Raw genomic sequence first — 15,761 nt, forward strand, 5'->3', positions numbered from 1 at the left:
GCGCTCACGATTCCGGGTCGCCGTGCCCATCGTGCGGCGCGATCCACGGCCGCCCGAGGGGGACGACACGGCGTCCCATCGTCCGCCAGGCGAACTTCTCGATCAGCAGGTAGAACGCGAGCGCGGAGGCGCCCAGCAGGAACCAGGCACCGACCGTGCCGAGCGCGGGCGAGGACGCGAAGGAGCCCACGGACTCCAGGGCCAGCCCGATCGCGACGAACAACAAGGTCAGCGGCAGGGCGGTGTTGTGCATCGCCCCAGCGAACATGAAGCCGAGTGCGAGCACCGCGAACATCATGGAGAAGAGCGGCCGCGCCGGTCCCGACACCTCGAAAAAGCCCAGCTCCCCGCCGAGGAGGAACCCCGGCATGCAGATCCAGTACCACCCGAACGCGTTGTACACGATGAAGTGGAAGTCGTCGCCGATGAAGTAGGAGAGCATGCCCGCGGTGACCTGCACGACGCCGCCGAAGACCGCGCCGACCCAGAACACGGCGCTCTCGTTCTGAACGCCGAGGTGCGCCAGCTGCGCGGTCAAGGTCGCGATCACGAACCCGAGCAGACCGATCAGACCGGGATCGGCGCGCCGCGGCTGCGGGATCGCTCGGTCGACGGCGGGTGAGGCGGCATCCATCTGGCAAGTATGCACGTCCGCGCACGTCCGCCGCCGCGGGACGATCGGCTAAAATCGTGCAGATGACCGAGGGTGACCTCGCGTCGAGAGCTGAATAGGGAGGCACCTGTGGACATCGATCTGGGACTGCTGCGAACGGTCGAGCGCGAGAAGGAGATCCCGTTCGACGAACTCGTCGGGATCATCGAGCAGGCGATCCTCACCGCCTACGCCAAGCACACCTCGCCCACCGGCGAACTGCCCGAGGGCGCCCGCGCCGAGCTCGACCGCAAGACGGGGCACGTCGCCGTGTTCATCCCGCTCCGCGACGAGGAGGGGGTCGTCATCGGCGAGGAGGAGTCCACCCCCGAGGACTTCGGACGCATCGCCGCGTTCGCGGCCAAGCAGGTGATCGGCCAGCGTCTGCGCGACATCGCCGACGATGCGATCCTGGGCGAGTTCCGCGGCAAGGAGGGCGACATCGTCGCCGGCGTCATCCAGCAGGGCCCGAACCCGCGGATGGTGCACGTCGACCTCGGCACGGTCGAGGCGATCCTTCCGCCCGAGGAGCAGGTCGCGGGCGAGCAGTACCCGCACGGCTCCCGGCTGCGCGTTTACGTCACCTCCGTGTCCAAGGGCACCAAGGGTCCGCAGATCACGGTCTCGCGCACCCATCCGGGTCTCGTGCGCAAGCTGTTCGCGCTCGAGGTCCCCGAGATCGCCTCCGGTCTGGTCGAGATCACGTCGCTGGCGCGCGAGGCCGGTCACCGCACCAAGATCGCGGTGACGGCGAAGGATCCCGCCATCAACGCCAAGGGCGCCTGCATCGGCGAGCTCGGCCGGCGTGTGCGCGCGGTCACGGAGGAGCTCGGCGGGGAGAAGATCGACATCGTCGACTACGACCCCGAGCTGGCGAAGTTCGTCGCGAACGCCCTGTCGCCGGCGAAGGTCACCTCCAGCTTCGTGCTGGATGCCGGCACCAAGGCGGTCCGCGCCCTCGTCCCCGACTACCAGCTGTCGCTCGCCATCGGCAAGGAGGGGCAGAACGCCCGCCTCGCGGCCAAGCTCACGGGCGCCAAGATCGACATCCAGCCGGATTCGATCCTCGAGTCGTGACGCGAGGGTGAGCGAGGGGGCGCCGCGACCGCGCCGAAATCCCGACGCGGCGAGTGGGGGTAGGATGGAAGCCGTTCGAACGTGCGTGGGATGCCGCGCGCGCGACCTCCGGTCCGCCCTCCTGCGAGTGGTGGAGCGAGACGGTGTCCTCATCGCCGATGAGAAGGCCGTCCTTCCCGGGCGGGGCGCGTGGGTGCACGACACGCACGGGTGTGTGGATACCGCCATCCGGCGCCGCGCCTTCGGACGAGCATTGCGTGTGTCGGGCCCGCTCGACACGCAGACCTTTCAGAACACCCACCAGCGAAACGGCTGAACGGCTATGGACACAAAGTGAACGGCTCGAAATGAGACCCGTCCGCAAGTAACGGTCTGCCCTGTCCGGGGGAGACCTCAGACAGGAGAATTGTGGCAAACCCACGCGTGCACGAAATCGCCTCCGAGATCGGCGTCGACAGCAAAGTCGCCCTCGCGAAGCTGAAGGAGCTCGGCGAATACGTCAAGAGCCCCTCATCCACCATCGCGCCCCCCGTGGCGCGCAAGCTCCGTGCGGCCCTCGAGGCCGACGGCGCCGCCAAGAAGTCCTCTGACGCCGCCCCGGCCGCCCCTCGTGCGGCCTCCGGTGCGCCGACCCCCGGCGCGCGCCCCGCGGCGCGTCCCGGCCCGGCGAAGCCGGCGGCTCCCGCTCCGGCGGCGCCCGCGGCATCCGCTCCGGCGGCACCGGCGCCCAGCGCGCCCGCCGCGCCGGCCGCTCCGGCTCCGGCGGCCCCCGCCGCAGCCGACGCTCCGACGCCCGCCACGCCGGCCGCCACCGCGCCCGGTGCGGCCACGCCGCAGGCGCCGCGCCCCGGTGGCGCTCCGCGTCCCGGCAACAACCCGTTCTCCTCGTCGCAGGGGATGGGCCAGCGTCCCGCCGGCCCGCGTCCGGGCAACAACCCGTTCGCGTCCGCGCAGGGGATGGGTCAGCGTCCGACGCCCGGCAACATCCCGCGCCCGCAGGCTCCGCGCCCCGGCGCCCCCCGCCCCGGCGCCCCGCGTCCCGGCGGCGCCGGTCGTCCCGGAGGCGGCGGTCGTCCCGGCGCGCCGTTCCAGCAGCGTCCCGGCGGTCCCGGTCGTCCCGGCGGTGCCGGCGGCTTCCAGCGTCCCGGCGGCACCGGCGGTCCCGGAGCGCCCGGTGGCGGCTTCGCGGGTCGTCCCGGTGGCGGCGGTGGTCGTGGCCGTGGTCCCGGCGGTGGCACCGCGGGTGCCTTCGGCAAGGGCGGCGGCAAGAGCAAGCAGCGCAAGTCGCGTCGTGCGAAGCGGCAGGAATTCGAGATGCGGTCGGCGCCCGTCGTCGGCGGCGTCAACGTCCAGAAGGGCAACGGCGAGATCATCCGCCTGCGTCGCGGCGCGTCGATCGCCGACTTCGCGGACAAGCTCGAGGCCCTGCGCGGCTACACCGTGCAGCCCGGCACGCTGGTGACGATCCTCTTCAACCTCGGTGAGATGGCCACCGCGACCGAGTCGCTGGACGAGGCCACCTTCGAGGTGCTCGGCGCCGAGCTCGGCTACAAGATCCAGATGGTCTCGCCCGAGGACGAGGACAAGGAGCTCCTCGAGGGCTTCGGTCTCGACCTCGAGGCCGAGTTGGAGGCGGAGAGCGAGGACGACCTCGAGATCCGTCCTCCGGTCGTGACCGTCATGGGTCACGTCGACCACGGTAAGACGCGACTGCTGGACGCCATCCGCCAGACGAACGTCGTGGCGGGCGAGGCCGGCGGCATCACCCAGCACATCGGTGCGTACCAGGTGTGGACCGAGCACGAGGGCATCGAGCGCGCGATCACCTTCATCGACACCCCCGGTCACGAGGCGTTCACCGCCATGCGTGCCCGTGGTGCCCAGGTGACCGACATCGCCATCCTCGTGGTCGCCGCCGACGACGGCATCATGCCGCAGACGGTGGAGGCCCTGAACCACGCCCAGGCGGCCGGTGTGCCGATCGTGGTCGCGGTCAACAAGGTCGACAAGCCCGACGCGAACCCGGCCAAGGTGCGCCAGCAGCTCACCGAGTACGGCCTCGTGGCCGAGGAGTACGGCGGCGACGTCATGTTCGTCGACGTGTCCGCACGCCAGGGCACGAACATCCAGGAACTGCTGGATGCCGTGCTGCTGACGGCCGACGCGGGACTCGACCTCACGGCGAACCCGAACAAGGCCGCCCGCGGTGTCGCGATCGAAGCGAAGCTCGACAAGGGCCGCGGCTCGGTGGCGACCGTGCTCATCCAGTCGGGAACGCTGCGCGTCGGCGACGCGATCGTGGCCGGCACGGCCTACGGCCGCGTCCGCGCGATGATCGACGAGAACGGCGACGCGGTCGACGAGGCCTACCCCTCGCGTCCCGTCCAGGTGCAGGGTCTGAACTCCGTGCCCCGCGCCGGTGACGTGTTCATCGTCACCGAGGAGGACCGCACGGCTCGCCAGATCGCCGAGAAGCGCGAGGCCGCCGAGCGCAACGCCCAGCTGGCCAAGGCACGCAAGCGCATCTCGCTCGAGGACTTCACCCGCGCTCTCGAAGAGGGCAAGGTCGAGTCGCTCAACCTCATCATCAAGGGCGACGTGTCCGGTGCCGTCGAGGCGCTGGAGGAGTCGCTCCTCAAGATCGAGGTCGACGACTCGGTGCAGCTGCGCATCATCCACCGCGGCGTCGGCGCCATCACGGAGTCGGACATCAACCTGGCCACGATCGACAACGCGATCGTGATCGGCTTCAACGTCCGCCCCGACACGAAGGCGCGCGAGCGTGCCGCCCGCGAGGGCGTGGACGTGCGCTTCTACTCGGTCATCTACAACGCGATCGACGACGTCGAGCAGTCGCTCAAGGGCCTGCTCAAGCCGGAGTTCGAAGAGGTGCAGTCGGGTGTCGCCGAGATCCGCGAGGTGTTCCGCTCCTCGAAGTTCGGCAACATCGCCGGTGTCATCGTCCGCAGCGGAACGATCACGCGCAACGCCAAGGCGCGCGTCATCCGCGACGGCGTCGTGCTGGCCGACGGTCTGCAGATCGAGTCGCTGCGCCGCTTCAAGGACGACGTCACCGAGGTCCGCACGGACTTCGAGGCCGGTATCGGACTGGGCAAGTACAACGACATCCAGATCGGCGACGAGATCGAGACGACCGAGATGGTGGAGAAGCCGCGCGGCTGATCCTTCCTATTCGGCTGCGGCTGCGCCGGTCGCGCCGCGGAGACAAGAGCGGGGCCCCTACCCCGATTGTCTCCGCGGCGCGACCGACTCCGCCTCCGCCGACCTCCCGGCTCCGCCGGGCGCAGAAAGAGGTAAGAGAGATGTCTTCAGAACGGCAGGCGAGACTCGCCGACCGCATCCGCGTGCTCATCGCCGAGCGGCTCGAGAAGGGGCTGCGTGACCCGCGCCTCGGCTTCGTGACGATCACCGACGTGCGCGTCACCGGAGACCTGCAGCACGCCTCGGTGTTCTACACCGTGTACGGCGACGACAAGGCGCGCGAAGACTCGGCGGCTGCCCTGAAGGCGGCCACCGGGATGCTGCGCAGCGAGGTCGGCAAGCAGCTCGGCGTGCGGCTCACCCCGTCGCTCGAGTTCATCCCCGACGCGCTGCCGGAGAACGCCGGACACATCGCCGAGCTCCTCCGTGAGGCGCAGGAGCGGGACGCCGCCGTCGCCGGGCTCGCCGCCGGTGCCGCCTACGCGGGCGACGCCGACCCCTACGTCAAGCCGCGCGAGGACGACGACGAGGACGACTGAGCCTCAGCGCCCGAGCGCGCGTCCCCACGCGGTCGCGCGCTCGAGCTCGCCCTCCTCGAGGGGGCCGCTTCGTCCCGTCACGAAGAAGTCCTCCACGGCATCCACCGACAACCCGTGCGCCCGCGCCGCCTTCGCGGCCGCCGTCGCCGCCGACCCGCTGAGCCGGCCGTGCCCCTGCTTCGTGCCGAACGTGGCGACGCGAAGACGTCCCGAAGCGGAGGAGGCCTGCGCGAGCGATTCCCGGATGCCGCGCCGGGTCGGCGTCGGCGCGTCCTTCGCGGCATCGGCCCGCGTCTGCACCCGCGACATCGAGAACACGTGCGTCGGACCGCCCACGAGGAGCAGTTCCACATCGTCGGGCAGGACCGTCGGGGCGGTGTCGACCGCGACGACCTCGACGCGACCGCTCGTCGCGACGCCCTCCGCGATGGCCCGGGCGACCTTCTCGGTGTTGCCGAACTGCGATTCGTACACGATCAGCGCCTTCATGAGGCGGACCGTACGCCGCCGCGCCGGGTGACGCATCGGCCCCTCGCCGTGACAATGAGCGTGCGCCGCGCTCGGCGTCGTCAGCGGGGCAGACGCAGCAGCATCCCGTCGGACTCGATGAGTCCGTCGACCAGCAGCGAGTCGATGGCCCGCCCGCGCTGCGCCGGATCGGGCCAGTCGGCGATGACCGCCGCCTCGGCGACCTCGTGCGCCTCCGCCGCCCGCAGCGTCCGCAGCACCGCGCCGCGCGCCTGACGATCGCTGCCCTCGTAGGACGCCTGCTTCCGGCGGGCGTCGCCGGTGTCGGGATACCCGGCGGCGCGCCACGCACACAGCGAGGCCACCGGGCAGACGTCGCAGCGCGCCGCCCGCGCGGTGCAGACCACGGCGCCGAGCTCCATCATCGCGGCGTTCATCACCGCGGCATCTGGCAGCTCCGCCGGCAGCAGCCGTTCCATGTCGGCGAGGTCCCGGCGCCCCGGGGGTCCGGGCTGCGACCGGCCCTCGACCGCCCGCGCGATGACCCGCCGCGTGTTCGTGTCGACGACCGGATGCCGGTCGCCGTACGCGAACACCGCGACGGCGCGCGCGGTGTAGTCGCCGATCCCGGTGAGGGCCAGGAGCGCATCGACGTCGCGGGGGACCACGCCGTCGTGACGGTCGCGGATCTCGACCGCGGCGCGGTGCAACCACAGCGCGCGGCGCGGGTAGCCGAGGTTCGCCCACTGCGCGACGGCGGCGGCGGGCGGGTCGGCGGCCAGCGCGGTGGGAGTCGGCCAGCGCGTCAGCCACGCCTCCAGACGCGGGATCACGCGGGTCACCGGCGTCTGCTGCAGCATGAACTCGCTCACCAGCACGCCCCATGCGCCGAAACCGGGCGCCCGCCAGGGCAGGTCGCGCGCGGTGTCGCGATACCACGCGATCAGCGGCGTCGCGAGCTCTGGCACCGCACCAGCCTACGGCCGCGGGCGGGTTGCGTTCTCCGGCCGCGCGTCGGCCCGGCCTAGGCTGGAGCAATGCCCGCGTCACCGTCCGTCCCGAACGGCATCCTGCTCGTCGACAAGCCGCAGGGGATCACGAGCCACGACGTCGTCGCCCGCGCGCGTCGCGCGCTGAACACCCGAAAGATCGGGCATGCGGGCACCCTCGACCCGATGGCCACGGGGCTGCTCGTCCTCGGGGTGGGGCCCGCGACTCGGCTGCTGACCTTCATCGTCGGCCTCGGCAAGACGTACGAGGCCACGATCCGGCTCGGCGTCGCCACCGACTCCGACGACGCGGACGGCGTCGAGACGGCCCGAGCGGATGCTGCGGCCCTCGCCGCCGCGACGGACGAGCGGATCGCGGCCGGTATCGCCGCGCTCTCCGGCGAGATCGACCAGGTGCCGAGCACGGTCTCGGCGATCAAGGTCGGCGGCAAGCGCGCCTACGATCTCGCGCGCGCGGGCGAAGCGGTCGAGCTGACGGCGCGGCGCGTCACGATCGACCGGTTCGAGGTCCTGGCCCGACGTGCGGGCGCGGACGGCACCATCGACCTCGACGTGGTCGTGGACTGCTCCAGCGGGACGTACATCCGCGCCCTCGCGCGCGACCTCGGCGCCGCCCTCGGCGTCGGCGGGCACCTCACGGCGCTGCGGCGCACCCGCATCGGCGCGTTCGAGGTCGCCGACGCCGTCGCCGAGATCACCCCCGACGCGCCGCTGGAGACGCCGGCGCACGTCGCGGCAGCCGTGCTCGGCGCGTTTCCCGTCAGCGCCGACGAGGCGCGCGACCTGCGCCACGGCAAGAGGCTCCACGCCGCGGCGGAGCGCCTCGACGGATCCGCGACCGCGACGCCCGCCGCGATCGACCCCGACGGGCGACTGGTCGGCATCGTGGAACGCCGCGGCGCCGACGTGAAGAGCGTGATGAACATGGCGGAGGACGCATGATCGAGTGGTTCGCCATCGTGCAGGTCGCGGTCGCCGTCGCGGCGGGCCTGCTCGCGGTCGTGCTCGGCCTGGCCGGGCGTCGTCCCAGCGACCTCACGGTCGGGGCGATGGCCCTCATCCTCGTGCTCCTGCTCGCGCAGGTCGTCGTCGCGATCGTCGCCCCGCTCGTCGGCAACCCCCCGTCGGGCAGCGCGCTGGAGTTCTGGGTCTACCTCGTGTCCGCGGTGCTCATCCCGCCCGCGTCGGTGGTCTGGGCCCTCATCGAGCGCAGCCGCTGGAGCACCGTGATCATGGGGATCGCGGCGCTGTCGGTCGCGGTCATGGTCTGGCGCATGCAGGTCATCTGGACGACCGTCGGCATGTGAGCCGGCGCCCGTCACCCCCGTCGGCGCCGCCTATCATTGACAGGTCATGACTTCGCCACACCTCGACGCGACCGGGCCCACCCGGATGACCGGCATCGGCCGCGTGCTCGTGGTCGTCTACGCCATCATGGCCCTCGCGGCGACCGGACGCTCGTTCGTCCAGATCGTGCAGGACTTCGCCGCCGCCCCGCTCGCCTACACGCTGTCGGCGGCCGCCGCCGTCGTGTACGTGCTGGCGACCGTCGCCCTCGTGAAGTCCGACAGCCCGCGCTGGTACGTCGTCGCGTGGATCGCGATCTGCTTCGAGCTGGCGGGGGTGCTCATCGTCGGCACTCTGAGCCTCACGCATCCGGAGCTGTTCCTCCACGATGCCACCGTCTGGTCCGGCTACGGCTTCGGCTACTTCTGGGTGCCGCTCGTGCTTCCCTTCGTCGGGCTCTGGTGGCTGCGCAGTGGCGGACGCGGGGCGGACCCGGTGCCGGATTCCGCGGCATCCGACGACGAGCCCGTCCGGCACGACACCGTCGGCACCGATCGGAGGTCGTCCTGGTGATCGTCTTCCACGACCCCGCCGAGATCCCCGAGGGGTTCGGCCCGAGCGTCGTCGCCATCGGGAAGTTCGACGGCGTGCACTCCGGCCACCGCGCCGTGATCGATCGCGCCCGGGTCGCGGCGGCCGAGGCCGGCGCGCGGGTGGTCGCCGTGACCTTCGACCGCAACCCGCTGAGCCTGCTGCGGCCGGAGCTGTGTCCCGAGCCGGTGTGCAGCGTGGGCCAGAAGCTCGACCTCCTCGCGGCCGCGGGCGTCGATGCGACCCTCGTCCTGCGCTTCGACGAACAGCTCGCCGCGCTGGAGCCGCGGGCGTTCGTGGAGCACGTCCTGCTCAGCCTGGGCGTCGTGACCGTGATGGTCGGAGACGACTTCCGCTTCGGCCGCGGCGGGGCGGGAGATCCCGCTCTCCTCACCGAACTGGGCGCCGAGTACGGCTTCGCGGTCGACGTCGTCGGCGACGTGCAGGGCGGCGGCCGCCGTGTCTCGTCGACGTGGGTGCGCGACCTGCTGGCCGCCGGTGACGTCGAGGGGGCCGCGCGGCTGCTGGGACGTCCGCACGCCGTGCAGGGCGAGGTGGTCCACGGCCTCAAGCGCGGCCGGGAGCTCGGTTTTCCGACGGCGAACCTGTCCGCGTCGGCGGAGGGCTTCATCCCGGCCGACGGCGTGTACGCCGGCTGGCTCGTCGACCTCGGCGCGGACGGAACCGCCGTCACGACCCGCTACCCCGCGGCCATCTCCGTCGGGACGAACCCGACGTTCGACGACGTCCCCGTCCGTCAGGTCGAGGCCTATGTCCTCGACGAGACGGGACTCGACCTGTACGGGCACCGCGTGCAGATCCGCTTCACGCATCGCATCCGCGGAATGGTCGCCTTCGCCGGCATCGAGGCGCTCATCGCGCAGATGGACGACGACGTCGCCCGTGTGCGCGCGGCTCTGGCCTGAGCCGCCGAACCCGACGACGGCGGGTCAGTACGAGGAGGCGTCGACGGCGCCGACGGCCTGCTCTCCGGCGTCCACCCGGCGCGCCTCGCCGAGGATCACCGCGCTGCCGCTCGTGCCCAGTCGGGTCGCCCCGGCGGCCAGCATCGCCAGCGCGTCGGCGTAGCTGCGGACGCCGCCGGAGGCCTTCACCTGCACATCGGGTCCGACGTTCGCGCGCATGAGCTCGACGTGGGCGACGCTCGCCCCGCCCCCCGCGAATCCCGTCGACGTCTTGACGAAGTCGGCGCCGCCGGCCTCGGTCAGACGGCTGCCGCGGGCGATCTGCTCGTCGTCGAGCAGCGAGGTCTCGAGGATGACCTTCGTCACCTTGCCGGATGCCGCCGCGACGACGGCCGCGATGTCGGCGACGACCGCGTCGTCGAAGCCCGAACGCAGGGCGCCGATGTTGATGACCATGTCGAACTCGACGGCGCCGTCGGCGAGGGCCTGACCGACCTCGGCGACCTTGGCGGCGGTGGAGGTGGTGCCGTGGGGGAAGCCGATGACGGTGCCCACGTTCACTCCGGTGCCGGCCAGGCGGTCGACCGCGTGGGCGATGTCGCTCGGACGCACGCACACGCTGAAGACGCCCCACTCCGCGGCGATGTCGAGCTCGCCGTCGACGTCGGCGCGCGTCAGTTCGGGCTTGAGGATGGCGTGGTCGATGGTCGCGGCGAGGTCCCGCTCGGTGATGGTGGACATGGTCCCAGCCTACGCCAGCGGGTCCTCGGGAATACCCCAGGGGGGTATCATGGTTGTCAGCGAGAGCCGCAGCCGAACGGGCGTGCGGCGAGAGGAGACACCATGTCCACGCAGACGTACGCCGTCGACGGCATGACCTGCGCGCACTGCGCCGGAGCGGTCACGCGCGAGGTGCGCAAGGTCGACGGGATCGATGACATCGCCGTCGACGTGACGGCGGGAACCCTCACCGTCACCGTCGACGACGGCGCGGCCGGTGCCGCGCTCGACGCCGAGATCGCGGCCGCCGTCGACGAGGCGGGCTACACCGTCGTCGCCCGCTGACGGGGCCGACGATGACCGGCCTGTCGACGGATGCCGTGTCGATGCCGCACGAGGAGGCGGTGCTCGACATCGAGGGGATGACCTGCGCGAGCTGCGTCGCGCGCGTGGAGAAGCGGTTGGAGCGCCTCGACGGCGTCTCGGCATCCGTCAACCTCGCGACCGAGTCCGCACGCGTCGACTACCCTCGCGCCCTGGACCCCGCCGCACTCGTGGCCGCGGTGCGCGAAGCGGGGTACGAGGCGCACCTGCGTCCGCGGCGTTCGACCCCCGACCGGGGTCACGAGTCGTCGCCCGGCGAGGCGCACGCGCACGACCACGCGGCGCACGCGGAGGGAGCGGAGGGCCACGTCCACGACGTGGAGGATCGCCCGGGCGCCGTCACGCTGCGGACCCGCCTGATCGTCAGCATCCTTCTGGCGCTGCCCGTCGTCGCGCTCGGGATGGTCCCCGCGTGGCAGTTCTCGGGCTGGCAGTGGGTGTCGCTCGTGCTCGCGACGCCGGTGGTGCTCTGGGGCGGGTGGCCGTTCCACCGCGCCACGATCGCCAATGCGCGCCACGGCGCGATGACGATGGACACGCTCATCACCCTCGGCACCGGCGCGGCCTACCTCTGGAGCGTCTGGGCGCTCCTGTTCGGCACGGCCGGCGAGCTCGGGATGCGCCACGACGGCGGGATGTTCGCCCCCGTCCACGACCCGTCGTCGCTCGTCTACTTCGAGGTCGCCGCCGCCGTGACGGTGTTCCTGCTGCTCGGACGCGTCATCGAGCAGCGCTCCAAGCGGCGCGCCGGCGCGGCGGTGCGGGCGCTGATGGATCTCTCGGCGCGCGACGTCGAGCTGCAGGACGGCCGCCGCGTGCCGATCGACGCCCTCCGGGTCGGGGACGCGTTCGTCGTGCGCCCGGGGGAGAAGGTCGCCACCGACGGTCGTGTGATCGCCGGGCGCGCCTCGATCGACGAGAGCATGATCACCGGCGAGGCGGTGCCCGTCGAGGTGGATGCCGGTGCGATCGTGACCGGCGGCACGATCTCCACCGACGGTCGACTGGTCGTCGAGGCGACCTCGGTCGGCGACGACACCCGTCTCGCCCGGCTGGCGCGGCTGGTGGAAGACGCTCAGGCGGGCAAGAGCCGCGTCCAGCGGCTCGCCGACCGGATCTCCGGCGTGTTCGTGCCCGTCGTCATCGTCCTGGCGGCGCTGACCCTGCTGGCGTGGCTGATCGTCGGCGGGTTCTCGGGCGAGGCGATCGCATCGGGGTTCACCGCCGCGGTGGCGGTGCTGATCATCGCCTGCCCCTGTGCGCTCGGACTGGCGACGCCGATCGCGATCCTGGTCGGCACCGGGCGCGGCGCCCAGCTGGGGGTGCTGATCACCGGGCCGGAGGCGCTCGAGGCGGCCGACCGCATCGACACGGTCGTCCTCGACAAGACCGGAACCGTGACCGCAGGAACCATGACGGTCGCGACCGTGACCGCCGTCGCCGGCACCGATCCCGACGACGTCGCGCACCTCGTCGGCTCGCTGGAGCACGCATCCGAGCACCCGCTCGCGCGCGCCGTCGCCGCCCTCGCCGACGCCCCGGCGGAGGTGACCGACTTCGCGGGCCGGGCCGGGCTCGGCGTCATCGGCACCGTGGAGGGGCGCCGCGTGTTCGCCGGCCGTCCGACCTTCGCGGCCGAGCAGGCTGCGCGCGCGGCGGACGCTGCGGATGGTGCGCCCGACGAGATCGCCGCGGCGGTGCGCGCGGCCGAGCAGCGCGGCGCGACCGCGATCGTCGCGGGGTGGGACGGACGGATCCGCGCGGTCATCGCCGTCGCCGACACCGTGCGCGCCGACAGCGCCGACACGGTCGCGGCGCTCGCGGCGATGGGGTTGGACGTCGTGCTCCTCACCGGGGACAACGCCGGAGCCGCCCACGCGGTGGCGGAGGCCGTCGGCATCCGCAGCGTCGTCGCGGGCGTGCTTCCGGAGGGGAAGGTCGCCGAGATCGAGCGGCTGCGGGCCGGGGGACACCGTGTCGCCATGGTCGGCGACGGGATCAACGACGCCGCCGCCCTCGCGAGCGCCGACCTCGGAATCGCGATGGGCTCGGGAACGGATGCCGCGATGCACGCCAGTGACATCGCGATCACCGGGCAGGGCCTGGCGCCGGTGCTGACGGCGATCCGGCTGAGCCGTCGCACGATGCGGATCATCCGCGGCAACCTCTTCTGGGCCTTCGCCTACAACGTCGCGGCGCTCCCGCTGGCGGCCCTGGGGCTGCTGAACCCGATGATCGCCGGGGCCGCGATGGCCTTCTCGAGCGTCTTCGTCGTCCTCAACAGCCTGCGCCTGCGTTCCTGACCCCCCTCCCTCCCCTCCCCCCACCCTCCTCGCGAGCCGCCATCCTCTGTGCGAGCCGCCATGGTTCGTGCCGGCCGAATCATGGCGGCTCGGCCGCGTCGTGGCGGCTCGCGGGTGCGGGGGTGGCGCGCTAGACTGGGCGCGAGGGCTACCCCCGTCGCCGCAGCTCGCAGAAGCGAGTACCCGCAGCCGGAGGATCCGTGCCTCGTCCCGACCCCGCGGCATCCGCCCCGGGAAACGACTGACCGGTCTCTGGACCGGAAGCCCGCCGGTCTCCCGGCGACTCACGCTCAGGAGGAGCATGCCGACCACGGCATCCATCGCCCCCGCGTCACGCCGACGCGGCTCGTCCCATCGCGGCTCGTCCGCTCGTCGCGACGACGACGCGCCGCTGATCCCGATCCTCGCCCGCAAGGTGCGCGAGGTCGAGGCGAAGGCGCAGAAGGGCAAGCTCGGGCCCACCAACCGGGTCAAGTTCCAGGTCATCGCCTTCCTCGTGCGCGAGGAGCGGGCCCGCGTCAAGGCCGACGAGGCGATCGCCGGCGCCGCCCGCGCCGAGCTGCTCAAGCGCCTCGACGGCGTCGCGACGATCCTCGCCAAGACGGCCGCGCGCGACACCTCGCTCATCCAGCTGCTCGAGGTCGACCAGGCCACGTCGCCCGTCGCCAAGCGCATGCGCCGCGACTGGCTGCTCGAGTCGGGCGCGGACCTGCCCGAGGACGAGCTCATCATCACCGACGTCACCCAGAACGCGCAGAGCTGGGGGCAGACCCCGGTCGTGCCCGCCGCGCTCGCCGAGCGGCAGGTCATCCCGCCGCAGATCGAGGCGCGCCGCGAGGCGAACCCGTTCCTCGCGCCCGATGTGGCCCTGCGCGCCCCGGCATCCACCGCCCGCCGCCGCCTCGACGGCTGGGAGCTGATGGGACCGCTCTACAAGGCGTTCGAGACGGGCGCCGGAGGCGCGAGCGCGTCGATGGAGCTTCCCCCCGTGCCCGAGTTCGACCGGCTCTCGCCCAAGGGGCTCGAGATCATGCCGCACCAGTCGCGGTTCCTCGAGGCGGTCCGGGCGGGTCACCGCTCGTTCCTGCTCGCCGACGAGCCCGGCCTCGGCAAGACGGCGCAGTCGGTGCTCGCGGCCTCCGTCGCCGACGCCTATCCGCTGCTGGCGGTCGTGCCCAACGTCGTGAAGATGAACTGGGCGCGCGAGGTCGAGCGGTGGACGCCGCAGCGTCGGGCCACCGTCATCCACGGCGACGGCGACACGGTCGACGCCTTCGCCGACGTCTTCATCGTCAACTACGAGGTGCTCGACCGCCACCTCTCCTGGCTCGGCTCGCTCGGGCTGAAGGGCATGGTCGTCGACGAGGCTCACTTCATCAAGAACCTCACCTCGCAGCGTTCGCAGAACGTGCTGGCGCTCGGCGGACGCATCCGCGAGCAGGTGCGGAACCCGCTCATGCTGGCGCTCACGGGCACGCCGCTGATCAACGACGTCGAGGACTTCGACGCGATCTGGCGCTTCCTCGGCTGGACCAACGGTGAGAAGCCGGGCCCGGAGCTCATGGAGAAGCTCGATGCGACCGGGTTCACCCCGGCGGACAAGGCGTTCTACCCCGAGGCCCGCGAAGCGGTCATCTCGATGGGCATCGTCCGTCGCAAGAAGAAGGATGTCGCCTCCGACCTCCCCGACAAGCTGGTCGCCGACCTGCCCGTGGAGCTGGACGACGAGTTCGGCCGGTCCATCCGCGAGGCCGAGCGCGAGCTGGGTGCGCGCCTGGCCGCCAAGTACCGCCGCATCATCGAGGCGCGCGGCGACAAGGTGCGCATCGGCGAGATCGACGAGGACATCGTGCGCCTCGTCGCGCACGGCGAGCTCGAGGACGCCAAGTCGTCGTCCGCCGGCGCCGACAACGTGTTCACCATGGTGCGCAAGATCGGCCAGGCCAAGGCTCACCTCGCGGCCGACTACGCCGTGCAGCTGCAGCGCTCCGTCGGCAAGGTCGTGTTCTTCGCGAAGCACATCGACGTGATGGATGCCGCAGAGGCGCACTTCGCGGCATCCGGCCTGCGCACCATCTCCATCCGCGGTGACCAGTCCACGCCCGCCCGCCAGCAGGCGATCGACGCGTTCAACACGGATCCCGACGTGGCCATCGCCGTCTGTTCGCTGACGGCCGCCGGCGTCGGCCTGAACATGCAGGCGGCCTCCAACGTGGTGCTCGCCGAACTGTCGTGGACGGCGGCCGAGCAGACGCAGGCCATCGACCGCGTGCACCGCATCGGTCAGGACGAGCCGGTCACGGCGTGGCGGATCATCGCCGCCCACACGATCGACACGAAGATCGCGGAGCTCATCGACTCCAAGCAGGGTCTTGCCCAGCGCGCGCTGGACGGCGCCCAGCTCGACCCCACCTCGAGCGACTCGGTGCAGCTGTCCGCGCTCATGCACCTGCTGCGGCAGGCGCTCGGCGCGGCCTGAGGCGGGCCGGGATTATCGACGGCGGATGCGGTGGCATCCGCCGTCGATACGGCGATAGTGTCGAGGATGGCAGCGTCGCCGAACCACATCCCGAACCATCGAA

Annotated in this window: 15 protein-coding genes; 11 read left to right on the plus strand and 4 right to left on the minus strand. The window is 72.1% G+C overall.

Annotated elements, in window-relative coordinates:
• Window positions 1-4: 4 nt before the first annotated feature.
• Window positions 5-634 (minus strand): acetate uptake transporter family protein, encoded by a 630-nt coding sequence (locus tag AC6CQV_RS03750; protein WP_191008811.1) that lies wholly within the window; start codon window positions 632-634, stop codon window positions 5-7.
• A gap of 108 nt (window positions 635-742) precedes the next feature.
• On the opposite strand from AC6CQV_RS03750, the gene nusA reads away from it, so the two are divergent.
• From nusA to rbfA, 4 genes are all read left to right on the plus strand, one after another.
• Window positions 743-1,729, plus strand: a complete 987-nt coding sequence (gene nusA, locus AC6CQV_RS03755; protein WP_060960482.1) for a transcription termination factor NusA — start codon at window positions 743-745, stop codon at window positions 1,727-1,729.
• 64 nt (window positions 1,730-1,793) lie between these two features.
• Window positions 1,794-2,045 carry a YlxR family protein gene (locus tag AC6CQV_RS03760; protein ID WP_060960481.1) on the plus strand — a complete coding sequence of 84 codons (252 nt, stop codon included), beginning with the start codon at window positions 1,794-1,796 and terminating at the stop codon, window positions 2,043-2,045.
• Window positions 2,046-2,137: 92 nt separating this feature from the next.
• The gene (gene infB, locus AC6CQV_RS03765) at window positions 2,138-4,912 is read left to right on the plus strand and encodes a translation initiation factor IF-2 (protein WP_498260330.1); all 2,775 of its coding nucleotides are present in this window, start codon (window positions 2,138-2,140) and stop codon (window positions 4,910-4,912) included.
• Between the two features lie 140 nt (window positions 4,913-5,052).
• Window positions 5,053-5,490, plus strand: coding sequence for a 30S ribosome-binding factor RbfA (gene rbfA, locus AC6CQV_RS03770; protein WP_060959431.1), 438 nt, complete (start codon window positions 5,053-5,055; stop codon window positions 5,488-5,490).
• A gap of 3 nt (window positions 5,491-5,493) precedes the next feature.
• On the opposite strand, the gene AC6CQV_RS03775 is transcribed toward rbfA, so the two are convergent.
• Window positions 5,494-5,979, minus strand: a complete 486-nt coding sequence (locus tag AC6CQV_RS03775; RefSeq protein WP_498260331.1) for a flavodoxin family protein — start codon at window positions 5,977-5,979, stop codon at window positions 5,494-5,496.
• Window positions 5,980-6,059: 80 nt separating this feature from the next.
• Window positions 6,060-6,926: an HhH-GPD family protein gene (locus tag AC6CQV_RS03780; protein ID WP_191008809.1), complete on the minus strand. Its 867-nt coding sequence runs from the start codon at window positions 6,924-6,926 to the stop codon at window positions 6,060-6,062.
• A gap of 69 nt (window positions 6,927-6,995) precedes the next feature.
• On the opposite strand from AC6CQV_RS03780, the gene truB reads away from it, so the two are divergent.
• The 4 genes from truB to AC6CQV_RS03800 are packed head-to-tail and all read left to right on the plus strand — an operon-like array spanning window position 6,996 to window position 9,772.
• A complete protein-coding gene (gene truB, locus AC6CQV_RS03785; protein ID WP_101306601.1) occupies window positions 6,996-7,910 on the plus strand; it encodes a tRNA pseudouridine(55) synthase TruB in 915 nt (304 codons plus the stop codon).
• The gene (locus AC6CQV_RS03790; protein WP_060959433.1) at window positions 7,907-8,275 is read left to right on the plus strand and encodes a hypothetical protein; all 369 of its coding nucleotides are present in this window, start codon (window positions 7,907-7,909) and stop codon (window positions 8,273-8,275) included. Before truB ends, AC6CQV_RS03790 begins: the two co-directional genes overlap by 4 nt.
• A gap of 46 nt (window positions 8,276-8,321) precedes the next feature.
• On the plus strand, window positions 8,322-8,828 hold the full coding sequence (locus AC6CQV_RS03795; protein ID WP_498260332.1) for a hypothetical protein: 507 nt from the start codon (window positions 8,322-8,324) through the stop codon (window positions 8,826-8,828).
• Complete coding sequence (locus AC6CQV_RS03800) at window positions 8,825-9,772, plus strand: bifunctional riboflavin kinase/FAD synthetase (RefSeq protein WP_060959435.1); 948 nt, start codon at window positions 8,825-8,827, stop codon at window positions 9,770-9,772. The genes AC6CQV_RS03795 and AC6CQV_RS03800 overlap by 4 nt, the downstream gene beginning before the upstream one ends.
• Before the next feature lie 24 nt (window positions 9,773-9,796).
• On the opposite strand, the gene deoC is transcribed toward AC6CQV_RS03800, so the two are convergent.
• Window positions 9,797-10,513: a deoxyribose-phosphate aldolase gene (gene deoC / locus AC6CQV_RS03805; protein ID WP_191008806.1), complete on the minus strand. Its 717-nt coding sequence runs from the start codon at window positions 10,511-10,513 to the stop codon at window positions 9,797-9,799.
• A 102-nt stretch (window positions 10,514-10,615) separates the two neighbouring features.
• On the opposite strand from deoC, the gene AC6CQV_RS03810 reads away from it, so the two are divergent.
• From AC6CQV_RS03810 to AC6CQV_RS03820, 3 genes are all read left to right on the plus strand, one after another.
• Entirely contained in the window at window positions 10,616-10,837 is a 222-nt protein-coding gene (locus AC6CQV_RS03810; protein WP_061782119.1) for a heavy-metal-associated domain-containing protein, read from the plus strand.
• Between the two features lie 11 nt (window positions 10,838-10,848).
• Window positions 10,849-13,179 (plus strand): heavy metal translocating P-type ATPase, encoded by a 2,331-nt coding sequence (locus AC6CQV_RS03815; RefSeq protein ID WP_498260333.1) that lies wholly within the window; start codon window positions 10,849-10,851, stop codon window positions 13,177-13,179.
• Between the two features lie 301 nt (window positions 13,180-13,480).
• Window positions 13,481-15,658 carry a DEAD/DEAH box helicase gene (locus AC6CQV_RS03820; protein ID WP_492491269.1) on the plus strand — a complete coding sequence of 726 codons (2,178 nt, stop codon included), beginning with the start codon at window positions 13,481-13,483 and terminating at the stop codon, window positions 15,656-15,658.
• Window positions 15,659-15,761: the final 103 nt, after the last annotated feature.

The sequence above is a fragment of the Microbacterium sp. EG9 genome (genome assembly GCF_059759475.1).